Origin of the sequence: Trichodesmium erythraeum IMS101 (assembly GCF_000014265.1) — a bacterium.
GTDB classification, from domain to species: domain Bacteria; phylum Cyanobacteriota; class Cyanobacteriia; order Cyanobacteriales; family Microcoleaceae; genus Trichodesmium; species Trichodesmium erythraeum.
Window position 1 is genome coordinate 1,864,116 of sequence record NC_008312.1, and the last position, 16,292, is coordinate 1,880,407.

General features: G+C 32.6%; 8 protein-coding genes and 4 pseudogenes. 7 read left to right on the plus strand and 5 right to left on the minus strand.

The window, feature by feature from the left end:
• Positions 1-38 precede the first annotated feature (38 nt).
• The 3 genes and pseudogenes from TERY_RS27235 to hemW all read right to left on the minus strand — a co-directional run bounded on the left by TERY_RS27235 (position 39) and on the right by hemW (position 4,590).
• Positions 39-1,307, minus strand: a pseudogene (locus tag TERY_RS27235) (IS701 family transposase).
• A 1,559-nt stretch (positions 1,308-2,866) separates the two neighbouring features.
• Positions 2,867-3,124 carry a DUF1830 domain-containing protein gene (locus tag TERY_RS05580; protein WP_044137207.1) on the minus strand — a complete coding sequence of 86 codons (258 nt, stop codon included), beginning with the start codon at positions 3,122-3,124 and terminating at the stop codon, positions 2,867-2,869.
• Positions 3,125-3,324: 200 nt separating this feature from the next.
• Positions 3,325-4,590 carry a radical SAM family heme chaperone HemW gene (hemW, locus tag TERY_RS05585; RefSeq protein WP_011610937.1) on the minus strand — a complete coding sequence of 422 codons (1,266 nt, stop codon included), beginning with the start codon at positions 4,588-4,590 and terminating at the stop codon, positions 3,325-3,327.
• A 973-nt stretch (positions 4,591-5,563) separates the two neighbouring features.
• Between hemW and TERY_RS05590 the strand changes: the two genes are divergently transcribed.
• The 4 genes and pseudogenes from TERY_RS05590 to TERY_RS05605 all read left to right on the plus strand — a co-directional run.
• Positions 5,564-6,643, plus strand: coding sequence for a PIN domain-containing protein (locus TERY_RS05590; RefSeq protein ID WP_011610938.1), 1,080 nt, complete (start codon positions 5,564-5,566; stop codon positions 6,641-6,643).
• A gap of 435 nt (positions 6,644-7,078) precedes the next feature.
• Entirely contained in the window at positions 7,079-7,732 is a 654-nt protein-coding gene (locus TERY_RS05595; protein ID WP_011610939.1) for a TIGR04282 family arsenosugar biosynthesis glycosyltransferase, read from the plus strand.
• Positions 7,733-8,707: 975 nt separating this feature from the next.
• Positions 8,708-9,190, plus strand: coding sequence for a transposase family protein (locus TERY_RS05600; protein WP_011610940.1), 483 nt, complete (start codon positions 8,708-8,710; stop codon positions 9,188-9,190).
• Positions 9,191-9,202: 12 nt separating this feature from the next.
• Positions 9,203-9,604, plus strand: a pseudogene (locus TERY_RS05605) (transposase family protein); the annotation flags it as partial.
• An 879-nt stretch (positions 9,605-10,483) separates the two neighbouring features.
• Here TERY_RS05605 and TERY_RS29935 read toward each other — a convergent pair.
• A pseudogene (locus TERY_RS29935) lies at positions 10,484-11,210 on the minus strand (IS1 family transposase).
• A gap of 603 nt (positions 11,211-11,813) precedes the next feature.
• On the opposite strand from TERY_RS29935, the gene TERY_RS05620 reads away from it, so the two are divergent.
• On the plus strand, positions 11,814-12,497 hold the full coding sequence (locus tag TERY_RS05620) for a TIGR04283 family arsenosugar biosynthesis glycosyltransferase (RefSeq protein ID WP_011610942.1): 684 nt from the start codon (positions 11,814-11,816) through the stop codon (positions 12,495-12,497).
• Positions 12,498-12,718: 221 nt separating this feature from the next.
• On the opposite strand, the pseudogene TERY_RS05625 reads toward TERY_RS05620, so the two are convergent.
• Positions 12,719-13,988: pseudogene (locus tag TERY_RS05625) on the minus strand (IS701 family transposase).
• Between the two features lie 699 nt (positions 13,989-14,687).
• On the opposite strand from TERY_RS05625, the gene TERY_RS05630 reads away from it, so the two are divergent.
• Together TERY_RS05630 and TERY_RS05635 are read left to right on the plus strand one after the other, a co-directional pair.
• On the plus strand, positions 14,688-15,173 hold the full coding sequence (locus TERY_RS05630) for a photosystem I reaction center protein subunit XI (RefSeq protein ID WP_011610943.1): 486 nt from the start codon (positions 14,688-14,690) through the stop codon (positions 15,171-15,173).
• A gap of 176 nt (positions 15,174-15,349) precedes the next feature.
• Positions 15,350-15,466 (plus strand): photosystem I reaction center subunit VIII, encoded by a 117-nt coding sequence (locus tag TERY_RS05635; protein WP_011610944.1) that lies wholly within the window; start codon positions 15,350-15,352, stop codon positions 15,464-15,466.
• Positions 15,467-16,292 lie beyond the last annotated feature (826 nt).

The window sequence follows — 16,292 nt, forward strand, 5'->3', positions numbered from 1 at the left end:
GGCCCCACAAATACTCAATACCGGGACTTTAGCAAATTTCAAGCCCAAACAAACCCTAAACTCTCTTTATGAGCGGTAAATACGTCGATGTTTTCATCTAACCACTCAACAAAACGATAAGATATTGCGGTACGAAATGCTTCTAAAGTATCAGTAAACGTATTTAATGGTTTGTTAGCCCAACGCCTCTTATACCTCCTGTTAACTGATGCCAGATAATAAATGTATAAGCACAAAATACTAAAATAAAATGCCTTTTAAGGCTGATTTTATCTCTGACTTGATATTCTCTTAATCCTAACCATCCTTTGGCTTCCCTGTAGAAAACTTCCACCCAATTTCTTTGAGAATAAGTAGAATATATCCACTCAGGAGTTACATATTTGTCTTCTCTATTAGTGATATAATAGTTAATATCAGTGGCCTCAGAAAAACTTTTAGCATTCATAACGATAGCTATAGTTTTTTGACCTGACATCCTAGATATTTCTACTTCTAATGTAGCTACCCAAACTTCTCTAGCATTTTTTGTACTTAGTTGAACTAAGTTGAAAGCTTTCTGAGGTATACTTTCTGCCAGCTTGTCTAATCTAATTTCCTCTTTAATGTCATCTTGTTTTTTAATGATGACTTTTCGATTTTTAGCTAATCCTCCTATATAAGTTAAACTTCTTTTCTCTAGTTGATTTAAGAATGATGTATTGTTACCATAGCCAAATTTCAATTAACACAATTTCTGGTTGGTGTCCTCTGGACAAACATTGATCTACTAGAGACATTGCACTCGTCTGGTTTCTTGACAAATTCTGGGTCTTTTTTTCCTTTTGGAAAAGAATCAGCTTTCTGATACAAAGCTATGTCTAAAGGTAGACTTTTAACTCCATCATAAAGATGAGTTGTCACCACGACTACACCATTATCTGTTTTTCCTATTTCTCCTATATATTGCCGCCCTACTCCTGCAGTAAAATTACCACTTTTTCTGTGGCCTGAATCGTCTATAATTAAAGCAATAGGATCGAGAAGGTTTTGTTTGGCGACGTTCCCACATTACTTGAAGACGACGCTCATTCACAGCATCTACAGACCAATTTGCTCGAACTAGAAAATGCCGTAATTTGTGGTACGTGTGACCTACAGTGTTGTTGGCAATTTGAGACAAGTTTTTTCGATCGCTTTCTCAAGAGTAATCCTCCTATATATTCCCTAAACCCTGTTTTTTGGGCTTTTGTTTTAAAGACATTGTTAAAGCGATCGCACCATCGATGGAAACAAGAGGGCATGGCCACTGAAGTTGTTTCTTTCATCAAACTTTTCCCAGGCCAGTAATTAACGTAAAATACATATCAGGTATACATTATACCCTTTTTTTTACTATTTTTTCACTAAAGTCCCGATACGGGAAATAGCAAAAATATCCACCACACTACCACCCACTGGTCCACTTCTTTAGATCGGTGAGCTTTTGCGTTGGCGGTCATTAAATACCAAATTATAGTTGACAGTACCGATACTACAAAAACTATCATCCCGCCAGGGTTGTAATAATTATTTATCCAAGTCCCTACATCAATATCTGATATTCTTAGGATTCTGCTTCTATAAAAAAAAGGTTGTACTAGGAACATTACGATTAATCCTGTCAGGCTAAAAATAATGATCCGAATAATTTCCGATGCTTTTATTGAATCTCCTATCAGTTTTAACTATTTATGTTGCATTCCTCCAAGTAGATTGATCCTGGAGTTTAAATTGATCTCCATATTTTTTTGGTCATCCTCAACCACTATATTATTCTGGCTAATCACTTGACATCCTCCCGACCCGTCTCTACGGGACAGAGCTGGATTCCCTAATATCAAGTTATAGGATATTTGGTACTTCTCGCCTACCTGGCCTCTGAAATTAACTGCCTTCGAGTCTTAGGGTTACTTCACAGTTTATCGCAACTCCGACGCCGTCCCTAGACACTGGGAGTCCCCCAAGGAAAACATTTATACTTGCGTTTATGTCCCTGTCATGTTATTGAAAAGATTCTGGACATTTCTTCTCTTTAATAATCTTCAATAATAATAAAAAATAAAGTTAATTATTCTATAGAAATTATCAATTATTTTCCCCTACTTCCTACCCCGTAAAAACTTTGTATGGAACGTCTCTAACTCTATATTTTCTGGAGATGTCTAATATTCAAAGATAATTTTTCTACTACATGACTACGATGAGAAAAACCCTTATAACTAGGAATATATTGGTCAATTTTGATTAATTCCTGCCCGTACTATTGCGCTTTATATTCTAGTTGCATTACTAATATTAAGTCTGATTAATTATTCATAATAAAAATGCTCTTCTCACATCAATTTATCCCAATTTCCAACTCCCAATTCCTAATTCCCAATTCCCTAAAATTTTCCCACCGTGAGTATTCAAACAAAAATAATATAACCCATCCCTCAGCTGAGGGTGGGCTATAGTTTTTTACCATATTTTATACTGTTAAATTTTCAATTACAATTAATTGATTTTATCTAGATTACTTGGGTAGTCAATTTATGGGTATAGTCAAACCTTGAATATTTCAATTTTTGCCCGTATTATTGATACTTTTAGCTACAATTTTTGATAATTTTTGGAATCTTTAAGTCTTACTGATGAATGATTTTTAAGTTAACCTCAGTTTTTTGTGCAACTTGTTAATATTTTTTGGTTTAACAACTAATTGTCTCTCATCAGAATTTATAAAGTTATTAATCTTTGCTTTTACTAATATAAAAACAGTTAGTGATGATTCCTAAAAAATATCAACCACTAACTATTATGACATACTCTATCAAACTAATTTTGATAGATTTTAAACTATTAATTATTCATCAACTTTCAAGCCTTTGCACGAAAAACTTTCTGATTTAATTTCACCATTTTCTTGAGTTTGATGAATTTCTAATTCTGCTTCAGGAGTTGCTTCAAATAAGAAACGTTCTCCAGGAAAAACTGTACGCTCCCAATATTTGTTTTCTACACTACTAACTCTAGCGATCTGCATTTTACGAGTATTATTCCCATAGAAACAGAGAATCTTTTGGCTTTGCTGTTTTGGTAGTCTATCTAGTGCTATAGTCACAATATTTAAATTCCCTCTAAGTTTTTGCTGCCAATTAGCAACCCGACTGAATCTGATATCTTTAAGAGTGCCAATACTGTTATTATAAGCTAACAAATATTACTTAAGTATATTTTTAATTAACTTTTGTAAAACAAAATTAATTTAACTTAAGTTGTCCAGTATAAACCTAGTATTTTATAAGTATAAATGCCCATAATTTAGCATTTCATACTGATAGAATTACTAATCTTACTAAATAATGTTGATAAAACAGTATTAGAAAACAAAAAACCTTCAGGATCAGTCAATCTCAGATGTCCCTCTATCGGAAGTTTCTGGTTATCAGAGAAAGGGGTTGCTACACCTTTTTGATTGATAAACTCTACCCACCCTAACTTTTGATAGGGTTGTAGATAGATTAATAATTTTTCTACAGTTTTTTGACCAAACTGCTGGGATAATGTTAAGACATTTATCCCTTGTGCCAAGCGAAATCCTAACATCAGTGTTTCTAACAAAAAATCCTGATTTGATGCATTAATACCCTGACTTTCTAAACTATGATCTTGAAACGATAGCACCCATTGATAATATTTTTTCCGCGTACGCGGCCTGGTAAATCTTTGTCCTTCTAAATAGCTGGCTGCACCCATGCCAAAGCCATAATAAGGATGATTTTCCCAGTAAACTCGATTGTGGCTACACTGATAGCCTTGCTTGGCATAATTAGATATCTCATAATGTTCATATCCCGAAATTGATATCAGTTGCTGTGCAATTCGATACATTTCAGCTGCTGTTTCATCTGTAGGTAAAGGAGCATGACCTGGTTTATAGTAATGTCCAAAAGCTGTAACTTTTTCTAGTACAAGGTCATAGCTGGATATATGAGTTGGAGAAATAGCTATTCCACTTAACAAAGAAATTTGCCATTGTTCTAAAGTTTGGTGGGGCAGTCCTGAAATTAAATCAATACTGAAGTTAATAATTCCTGCTTGATGCAATGTATTTACTGCTTTGTAAATATCTGAGACATTGTGTAATCGCCCACAAACCTGTAATAAATCATCTTGAAATGCTTGTACTCCAAGGCTGACTCGATTTACTCCTAGGAATTTATATCCTTGCACTTGTTCTAAGTCAAAAGTTCCGGGGTCCATTTCTATAGAAATTTCAGCATTGGCCACAATTCCAAATTTTTGTTCTAGGGCATCTAAAATCCGACTTAATTGACCCACTGACAATAGGGAAGGAGTACCACCACCAAAAAAAATTGTTTTTAAGGGTTGATCAAAAGACTTTGTAGTGCTTATTTCCTGACAAATTACCTCTACATATTCTTGAATTGGAGAAAAATTATCACCTTTCTTACCATCACCTACTACAGAGATTGGGAAATCACAGTAATAGCATCGCCGTCGGCAGAAAGGGATATGGACATAAGCCGAACTGGGAATACAATAATTTCCGACTGGCCTTTTCACTATTAATTAATTGTATTAATATTTACAAATTTTATAATTATATAAAAATATTTTAAATAATTATAAATTTTATTATGGGTAGTAGTACGGTAAACCATAAAGGTAATATTTTTTAGGGAAAAAAATATTACTTAAATAAAAATAAAATAACGCTTAACATAATTAGCGGATAAAGTCAAGTTGCAGTTGCAAATCAAAAAAATCTTCTTCATCTTGCGTTCTCAACTCTGGTTTCCTTCCACCAAAGTGTAAGTATTCAAGAGGATTTGATATTATAAATTACTTTTATTTAGCCGTATTATTATGGTAATCCTGAGGGTATAAATTATTATATTTTATTAAAGTTAAATAATTTAATAGTAATTAAAAAAAATTGCTATAAATAAGTTTTAGGCAGTAGATTAACAAGTTAATTTTAATTTTTTTAATCTAGCTAAATAGCTTGGTATCGTGTGTTTTTAGCTATGGACTATATGAAAAACAGGGCGAGATGAAAAGGTTCAGAGTAACACAGATAAAATTAATATTATAGATACTACCTTACATTTCATAAATGCACTTACTAGAATTAGTCATTCTAGTAGCTTATTTATAACATTATTTAATTGATTAGTTATAACTATTTAACTACAATCCTAAATATAATTAGTAATATTCCATAAATTTTAATGATAAATTAAGTAAAAATAGTCACTTTTTTTTTGTTGTAAGATAGATTTTGTAGTTCAGGAGTAATTTGACAGGCAAGGCAGCATTATTAATTGTCGGCAAATTGATTCTGAGGTTAAAACCTAATAATAAAGAGAACCTTAAAGAATGGTATCTCAACTTTATAGATATAATATATGCAACATTGAGCTACCCAAAAATTATCCAAAAATCATGGTTCTTAATCATTATTTTATTGGTTAGTACCTCATTAGAGAAATACCTCTTATAAAACAAAAAACAAAACAAAAAACAAACTAAAAAAATGCTTGACGCACTTATTATTATTTCATTTGTATTTGCTGGAGCGGGAATAGGTTTCTATAGCATAGAACTACTTCCACCTAACGTATTGCTAGAAGTCACTAACATCGAAGGTTTACGTTCAGTATTATCTGCCTTCACTTCTTTAATTGGGTTTGTAGTGGGATTAGTATTTCAAACTACATATCGCCGAGTAGAAATTAAATTCAGACAAATGCCTGTAGACTTATTATTAACTCGGGCGATAGGATTAATAATTGGACTATTAGTGGCCAACTTAATGCTGGCGCCACTGTTTTTACTTCCTATTCCCGATGAGTTTAGTTTCATTAAACCTCTTGTGGCAGTTTTAGCTAGTGTGATGTTAGGTTTTACTGGAGTTAATGTTGCTGATACTCATGGTCGTGGTTTTTTACGATTAATTAATCCTAACAGTCTGGATGCAGTATTAGTAGCTGAAGGTACTCTCAAACCTTCTACTACTAAGATTTTGGATACTAGCTGTATTATTGATGGTAGAATAGAAAGTCTGTTGAAGACAGGTTTTTTGGAGGGTCAAATTCTGGTACCAAACTTTGTTTTACAGGAGTTACAGCTTATTGCTGATGCTTCTAATGATCAAAAAAGAGTCAGAGGTAGACGAGGGTTAGATATTTTAAATAGACTTAAAGAGCTTTATCCTTCTCAAATTCAAATCCATTTTGCAGACTATGAAGAAATTCCTACTGTGGATGCGAAGTTGGTTCGTTTTGCTCTGGAAATTAATGGTACTTTGTTGACGAATGATTACAATTTATCTAAGGTTGCTAGTTTACAAAAGGTTCCTGTTCTCAATATTAACGACTTGACTCAAGCAGTAAGACCAAGTTATTTGCCTGGTGATACTATTGAAATCAAAATTCGTAAGGAAGGTAAAGAACCTTCTCAGGGTATTGGCTATTTAGATGATGGTACAATGGTTGTTGTGGAGTCTGGTAGTGGATATGTTGGTGATGAGGTGCGGGTTATTGTGACCAGTTCTTTACAAACTTCTGCGGGTAGGATGATTTTTGCTCGTACTCAAGAGTCAGCGATCGCTTAATCAAATTAAAAGTTAAAACTCGTGCATTCAACAGTCAAAACTTAAAGCTTAAAAATTTGATCAAAGAGATCAGGCTATTAGTTAGGGTGAGGATCAGTTTAACCATTTTGCAACAACTTTTCAAAGATACAATAGCAACAATAGTAGGAGACCTACCTTGCTCCCCTCCCAACGAGGGGATGCTGGTGGGTAGGGACGTTATATAAGGAAGTCTCTACAACAGGTCAACAAATTAAGATTAATAAGGATCAAAGTATACCAATAAGTCCTGTCAGAGAGTATGTTCATCACTTAAATTTCTCAATTGTTATCTAAGTATAGTATTAATGCATGAGAATTGGCTTTATTAAGAATAAAGGAGAAACTAAACTGCCAAAACTTATCCAATTCCGGCGTGAGTAATTTTAGATAAGTTTAGTAGAAAACAATCTAAAAATGAAAAATCAACAGCTAATTATTTTTACTCGTTATCCGGAACCAGGAACAACAAAAACACGGTTAATTCCTGTTTTGGGGGCTAAAGGTGCCGCAAACCTTCAGTTTCATATGACTGAGACAACTGTCATAAAAGCTAAGAAGTTATCTAATATGATGGCATTGTTAGTTGAAGTTAGATTTGCTGGTGGCAATTTACAGTTAATGAAAAATTGGTTAGGAGTGGAGCTTAATTTAAAATATCAAAAACAGGGTACAGGTGATTTAGGTGAACGTATGGCAAGAGCTTTTGAATCTGCTTTTTATCAGGAGATGGAGTCTGTTGTAATTATTGGTACCGACTGCCCAAGCTTAACTGTGGATATTATGTTGGAAGCTTTTGCTAAATTAACTGAATATGATGTGATCATTGGTCCGGCAACTGATGGGGGTTATTATTTAATTGGCCTCAAAAAAATTATTCCTGAGTTGTTTCAAGGAATTAATTGGGGAACTTCTGAAGTATTGTCAAAAACTATGGCGATCGCTCAAAATCTTAATTTAGATATTCACTATTTACCTAAACTTTCTGATATTGACCGTCCAGAAGACCTGGAAAAATTACAATTTGAAATTCATCAGGACTTACGCAAAGATACTATATATAGTACATAATTTTGGTGATATTCACTATAGTTGTATAGGTTTATAGTCGCGACATTAAAACCTCTACTTTGTGGAGCGCAATTCCTTAGTTTTTTTTAAAAGCTCCAGTTATTAGAGTTAAATAAGTTTAATTTTAAGGGCAGGATATTTAAATCCGATGTCAGATAATTTGATAACAATTCCTGGCTATTCTTACTCAATACTTTTTCTGATTTTCCTACTCTATAAGTTAAAAAAAATCCAGAATAATACAATTTTGAAAGTATAATTTTACGAATAGTAAAGTATATAAAAAACAGACGGCAGATGTATAACTAAGAAAAAAAAATGATTGATGAATTCAAAGTGGTATTGAATATATTTTTTCTGACTTTAAAGTTAAATAAGTTTGATTTTAAGGGCTAATTTATAAAGTAAATCTTAAATTATCTAGTCTCTTAAGCGTCAGTTGGATTAATGGTCCATAAATCATTGCTTTACTTACATCTGAATAGACTTCGTAATCCTTACTTAAGCGTCTAAATCTATTTAACCTCCCATAAGTACGTTCAACAAATCTATCGTTTAGGCTATTGCTCAAAACTTTGTGAGGTTCCTTTGATCACTTCTACTCTGACACCATTGCGACAAATCTGTTTAACAATATTTTATTGCTTACAAAATATCTAAACGATATTTAATCACAACACTTAATTTAACTGAGACTAAACTTTTTTTAAATTATCTTTATGAATAAACTCTTAGCTTGCTTATCTTTGTTTTTTGACTATTGGTAGGTTATAATTTCCAAAAAATTAAATTTGTGAAGGATATTTTTATGGAACCTATTGAGTTTGCTTGAGTAGCGATCGCCATTCCCTTCTTGAACAAGTCTGTGGAAAATCTAAGAGAGAAGTTAGGGGAAAATGGAATTAAACAATAGACATCTCCAAAATAAAAAATAAGGTAAAATTATCAAAACCATTTATTTATAAAGTCTCCCAAATGAATCCAACTTTAGAATATATTTATAACCATCCAAAAGAAACAAAAAGAATTATTGGCATTACTTATGAACAGCTAATAAAATTAATAGCAAAGGCCCAAATAATAGAATCAGAGAAAAAGAAGGCGATCGCTAAAACAGAAAAAAGATTAATTAAAGCAGGTGGAGTCAGAAAAAAGAATTTAACAAAGGAGGAAGAAATAATTTTAACGTTATTTTATTTACATCAAATACCGACTTTTCAAACATTAGGAATTAACTTTGGTATAAGTGAATCAAGTGCTAATAATATTTTTCATTACTGGATAGATATTCTCAGAGAATTACTGCCAGCAAGTTTATTAGAACAAGTAAAAAAAAAAGAAAATGAATTGGAATGGGTAAAGGAGATATTAACAGAATTAGAATTAATTGTAGATAGTACAGAACAAAGTAGAGAAAGACCAAGTGAATATAAAGACCAAGAAAAATATAAAATATGAAAAAATAAAAATCATACTTTTAAAAATCAAATAATAACGACACCAAAAGGAACAGAAATAGTAGATGTAATAGTAGGAGAAAAAGGTCCAGTAAGTGATGTAAAAATATTAAGAAAACAACAGGATAAATTTGATAAAAAACAAAAATTTCAAGGAGATAAAGCTTATGAAGGAGTAGAAAGAACTACTACACCAAAAAAGAAACCAAGAAAAAAAGAAATGCCGCTAGAAATCAAAGAAGAAAATCAAGAAAAAGCCAGAAAGAGAATATTTGTAGAACATGTAATAAGATTAATTAAAATATTTGGAATTGCTAGAGAAAGATTCAGATTAAAAGATAATAATTATCAAAAAGTAATCTTAACAATATGTGGTTTAGTGCGACTAAGAATTGGATCTTTTATATTAGCATAAACCATCAAAAGCTGAGATAAAAAGAATAAATTAAAGTACAATAAATATTTGAATTAGTAACACAAAGTATCTCTGATGCCCATAAAACTGTACAAATTAACTATCTTCATAAGTAGCGATCGCACCACTAAAGATAGTTAGGATAAGCGTTTGAGTATTTTTGGAGATGTCTAATTAGCCAAGCTATGGAAAACTATTAGGGCTATGCCTGAAAATACTTTTATGGCTTTAAAACCTTCACAAGATGGTCTTTTTCCTGAAAATTTTGAAGTGGCTATTAAGGAAATAGAAAAAGTTGCTAATCAAAATTGAGAGCTTAAACAAGATATTATTGATGTAATTGCTTTTGCTGAAAAAGAACATTCAGAAGATGTGAAAAACCTGCAAGCTGAGTGTCTTTGTTGCATGAAAATAGCGAACGCAAACTTCCCGCCAGAGAAGTCAATTAGAATTCTACTTTGTAGCTTTTTGGTTGACAATTCTGTATCATGCGCTTAAGGATAGCACACTGTATAACTCTACTGCTTGAGTATCAAATTTTCGAGATCACTTCTGGGAAGATAACTTTGAGCCTAAACATTTTTGTTTCTGCTAAAGAACGTCGATGGTATCCACTCTCACGTTTCCATTTTTTACCTCCCACTCTATGAATTTCTCTAAATTGTCATCTCTTGAGGTTAATAACTTATAGCTGATAACTGAATGCTTACCTTTAATCTCTTTACGGTATCCAACAGCTAATAATTGAATTACCAAAATTAATAAGGCTGTATTCTTTCAGCAAATACAAAAAAAATATCAACTCTTATCAAGACTATCAAATATATCTAAAAAGTGTTTTTTTTAATAATTGGTAGTCCTGTATATGTAGTGATAAAATTACAGTGAAGCGATCGCTTCATTATAATGATTAATGAAATACCAAATAGCTCCTAGATGGGACCGAAGCTTTTTAGAAAAGGATAAAGTCTTTCTGACCAACCGAGAAATTCTTTGACGCAAAGTATTATTCAATCTTTCTATATAAGCTGTTAAACCTGAATATTCCCCACTGATTTATGTCTCTCTTCAGGAAAGACAAGCTCGTAAGCTGACCAAAAATCTGTATAACAAACTGCACACGGCCTTAAGACACCGTGGGTTAGAATTCCATAATCTATGCTGCCCCTTTTTCTCCTCTTTCCCCTAAGTAAAAACCCACAATTTCTTTAGTTTCTATATCAATCGCTAACCACAGCCATTGTTTATTATTTTTATTGCCTACAAATGACCACATTTCATCACATTGAATGGTGAGTTTACCTGTTTTTTTTTAGTACATTTAATAGAGCGTGAAACCTCAGCATACTTATTATTGACGTAATTCTGGAGCCATTTTTCTGACACGCCTGTTACACGGGTTATACCAGCTAAACTAATTTTTTCTCTATTTTAATTTATCAATAAGTTCTTTGGTTTCATTACTAATATAATCTCTTTGACTATTTTCGACAAATTGTCTCTGACAATTTTGACATTGATATTTTTGTTTTTTGTTGTGAATAGTCCCATTTTTGACAATATGATTACTGCCACAACTAGGACAGATTAATTTATGAATGGACATCTGAATTATATAGATTTTTTCTTATTACTGTCATAGATAATAGCATACTTTTTTCATGATAGTTGAGTTTAATTCTTGATAGTTTAATGACTGATTATTATGTAGCGATCGCCTAGATAAAAATTTTGAATTATTAAGCATAAAAAACTTAATGTTTTCAAGATTGATGTCAATAACTAATCATTTATATTGGCTTATCACTACATATACAGGACCACCTAATAATTAAATTCTCACATTCTGAAGCTTTATAAGCTGGTTATATAATTAATAATTATGCAAAAAATATGGCTAAGTTTAGATTTTTTACTGCATTTATAGTTGGTTTTTATGTCATTAATCGCTGTTTAATTGTTGAAAAATTACATCTATTATATCTGTTATACAGCCTCTAAAATTATAAAGTACTCGGAAGCGTTCGCAAACAAAATCATAAAATTATTAGATGATTTGTGGACTAATTGAATAAACTCTATCGATAAAAAATTTGTGTCTTGACATTCATATATTTAAAGGTAACATAGCTATATAACTAATCGCTAAGTGCTGTTAGCGCAGTATTTTAGACAAAATGGTTATATAAATTCCCTTACTAAAAAATTGATGAGCAGTATTTCGATTATTATTCCGGTGTTAAATGAAGTTGGGACGATCGCCCAAACTATTTCCACAGCTCAAACAGGAAAAAATGTAGAAATAATTGTAGTTGACGGTGGCAGTAATGATGGTACTATTGAAGTTGTTAAGTCTTTAAATATTAAACTTATTTATTCCCTCCCTGGTCGTAGTATTCAAATGAATTTTGGGGCAAAGTTAGCAACGGGAAATATTCTTTTGTTTCTTCATGGAGATACTTTTTTACCATTAAATTTTGACGAATTATTAAGAGAAATCATAGTTCAACCGAATATTATTGCAGGTGCGTTTGAATTAGGTATTAGAGGAAAAAAAAGAATTTTACGAATAGTCGAGAGCATAGTAAATTGGCGATCGCGTTATTTACAAATGCCTTATGGAGACCAAGGAATTTTTCTTTCGGCTCAAGTATTTGAACAAATTGGTTGCTTCCCAGAAATACCAATTATGGAAGATTTTGAGTTGATCCAAAAGTTAAGAAAAAGAGGACGAATTGGAATTATATCAAAACCAGTATTAACCTCTGATCGTCGGTGGCAAAAGTTGGGGATATTGAAAACGACTCTAATTAATCAAGTAATAATTATTGCTTACTTGCTTGGGTTGCCTCCAAAAACATTAGCACAATGGTATCGTAGTCATCTGAAGTAAGACTACCTGATTAAATATCAAAGTATTGACTGATATTGGCTAAAGTTTTTTTCTGTCTAAAAAAAAGTACCTGTATCAGATCTAAAACCCTCACATTTTCCACAAAATAATTGCAGAGGGCAGCAAGGGAAATATATCTGACTACCTCCTCCATAATTTAATTTATTCTGACTAACTGTAAGAAGGTTTATGCAACTTTCCTATCGGGACTTTAGCAAATTTCAAGCCCAAACAAACCCTAAACTCTCTTTATGAGCGGTAAATACGTCGATGTTTTCATCTAACCACTCAACAAAACGATAAGATATTGCGGTACGAAATGCTTCTAAAGTATCAGTAAACGTATTTAATGGTTTGTTAGCCCAACGCCTTCTTATACCTCCTGTTAACTGATGCCAGATAATAAATGTATAAGCACAAAATACTAAAATAAAATGCCTTTTAAGGCTGATTTTATCTCTGACTTGATATTCTCTTAATCCTAACCATCCTTTGGCTTCCCTGTAGAAAACTTCCACCCAATTTCTTTGAGAATAAGTAGAATATATCCACTCAGGAGTTACATATTTGTCTTCTCTATTAGTGATATAATAGTTAATATCAGTGGCCTCAGAAAAACTTTTAGCATTCATAACGATAGCTATAGTTTTTTGACCTGACATCCTAGATATTTCTACTTCTAATGTAGCTACCCAAACTTCTCTAGCATTTTTTGTACTTAGTTGAACTAAGTTGAAAGCTTTCTGAGGTATACTTTCTGCCAGCTTGTCTAATCTAATTTCCTCTTTAATGTCATCTTGTTTTTTAATGATGACTTTTCGATTTTTAGCTAATCCTCCTATATAAGTTAAACTTCTTTTCTCTAGTTGATTTAAGAATGATGTATTGTTACCATAGCCAAATTTCAATTAACACAATTTCTGGTTGGTGTCCTCTGGACAAACATTGATCTACTAGAGACATTGCACTCGTCTGGTTTCTTGACAAATTCTGGGTCTTTTTTTCCTTTTGGAAAAGAATCAGCTTTCTGATACAAAGCTATGTCTAAAGGTAGACTTTTAACTCCATCATAAAGATGAGTTGTCACCACGACTACACCATTATCTGTTTTTCCTATTTCTCCTATATATTGCCGCCCTACTCCTGCAGTAAAATTACCACTTTTTCTGTGGCCTGAATCGTCTATAATTAAAGCAATAGGATCGAGAAGGTTTTGTTTGGCGACGTTCCCACATTACTTGAAGACGACGCTCATTCACAGCATCTACAGACCAATTTGCTCGAACTAGAAAATGCCGTAATTTGTGGTACGTGTGACCTACAGTGTTGTTGGCAATTTGAGACAAGTTTTTTCGATCGCTTTCTCAAGAGTAATCCTCCTATATATTCCCTAAACCCTGTTTTTTGGGCTTTTGTTTTAAAGACATTGTTAAAGCGATCGCACCATCGATGGAAACAAGAGGGCATGGCCACTGAAGTTGTTTCTTTCATCAAACTTTTCCCAGGCCAGTAATTAACGTAAAATACATATCAGGTATACATTATACCCTTTTTTTTACTATTTTTTCACTAAAGTCCCGCTATCTACTCCCTCACTCCCTAACTCTCTCTCCACTGCTCCTTAAAAAGATTTAGAGAGCAAATTTCCATGTAGGAATACGGTATTTAAGAGTGAGCATGAAAAGAGGTGTTTCTAGTTAAAGTTAGAGTTCCCCTGAGTGATATGATCATGAGGGAGCAAATTTACCAGCTATATCCATAGAGAGAAAATTTTGGTAAAAAACTTCCAAGGCAGATGAAAGAGGTTTCCATTAATTTTGCTTCAGAACTTCAAGACTATAAATGACTCAAATACTGGATTTCATTTTTTGAGTTTTTTTTATACCACTAGCTTTACTTTTAAAACTAATTTTAGTTATACAAATTGTTAACCCCTAATTTGGGAAGTCAGTAGTCAGAAACTCACCAAAGTGCCCCTATACTCTTGCTGTAGTTAAATTTAAGAGGCGCGAGAATAATCATAATACTCAAAGTCATTTTCTAATATGAAACATAAGCAGAAACCTAGATAAAATTAACTTTTCTAAAGTTGAAGACCAATTTTGAGATTAAAATCCAGCAACCTCTTAGAATAAGATTTTGATATCTTCTAAAGATTTTTCAACTCTCACACCAGAGGAAAGAAGACATATGACACAAGCAACAGATTCAGGATTCGTTCAACCTTACAAAGGAGATCCTTTTGTAGGCCATTTATCCACTCCTATCAGTGATTCTGACTTTACCAGAGCATTTATCGGTAACTTGCCGATTTACCGTCCAGGTCTATCCCCAATTCTACGGGGTCTAGAAGTAGGTATGGCTCACGGTTATTTTATCGTTGGCCCTTGGACAAAACTCGGTCCATTACGAGATTCCGCAGTGGCTAACTTAGGTGGACTAATTTCTACGATCGCTCTAGTTTTAATTGCCACTATTTGTTTATCTGCTTATGGCCTAGTTTCTTTCCAAGGAAAAAGTCCTGAAGGAGCAGACCCATTAAAAACTTCTGAAGGTTGGAGTCAATTTACTGGTGGTTTTTTCATTGGTGCAATGGGTGGTGCCGTTGTGGCTTTCTTCCTACTAGAAAACTTTGAGCTTGTGGACTCCATTTTCCGAGGTTTATTTAACAGCTAAATACCTCATGTTAGTTATCAGTGATTAGTTATCAGTACCTCAGACTGAAACTAGAAACCTGAAAAACTGAAATTTATTTTTTAATCCCCTATTCAAGGGGAAATTTGATAGCTTGTTTTTCGGTAAAATTAGGCGATCGCTTAATTTGAAATTATGTAATTGAAGGAGAATTTGAAATGACTGGTTCTTATGCAGCATCTTACTTACCTTGGATTTTAATTCCTGTAGTTACTTGGTTAATGCCAATTATAGTTATGGGTTTATTGTTTGTCTATATTGAGAGCGATGCCTAGTTTATTAATTAGTTATCAGTTATTAGTGATCAGTAAACAGTCATCCGAGTGAAGCTAAAAACTTGATAATAAAAAATCTAATATTTTTGTTATTCCCTTAAAAGTTCCCCCTATCATTGCCAGACTACAGTAGGGAAATTTCATAGAGCATCAATAGGATGCTACGTTTATTCAAAATGTAGCATATAAAACCCAGAAAATTGAGGTAAGTATTTAAGGCTTGCTGATCAAATATGAAAGTATTAACTGATATTAGCTAAAGCTTTTTTGGGAAAAAAAATAGATTTTTTTTTAGTCGAAAACTCTTGCCCATGTTAGGATTTTGGGATAAAACAGCATAAATATCAAAGGACGAATATAGCCGAATACCCTTTCTATAAATTCCCTGTTTTTCCTAAATATAGGGACGCCCTTATGCAACGTCCCTACTTATTTCCGCTTGAAGGTTGGGCTTAAGGGTGATATCTCTACTTATTAAAAATATTTTTTCAACAAACCCTATTTAATCTCTCAAGATATCTGACACGAAATATGAGAGGATATCTAGATTAGACTAACTTATTAAAAGATGAAGACATATATTGAAGTTAAAAGCTACTGTTAATAGTTAGAAAGTTCTGGAAACTATGACAAAATATGTATGCCTAGGACTTAATTTGTTAAAAGTTAAGTTCAGAAAAAAAACTGGTACTCAAATTCAAAATGATATCTAGTAAGTTATACTCAAATTCAAAATGATATCTAGTAAGTTATTAGTGAAAAATAGAACAAATGTCGAGATAAAGTAATACAATAAGTTAGTTGGTACAGTGAAGTTATCATATAA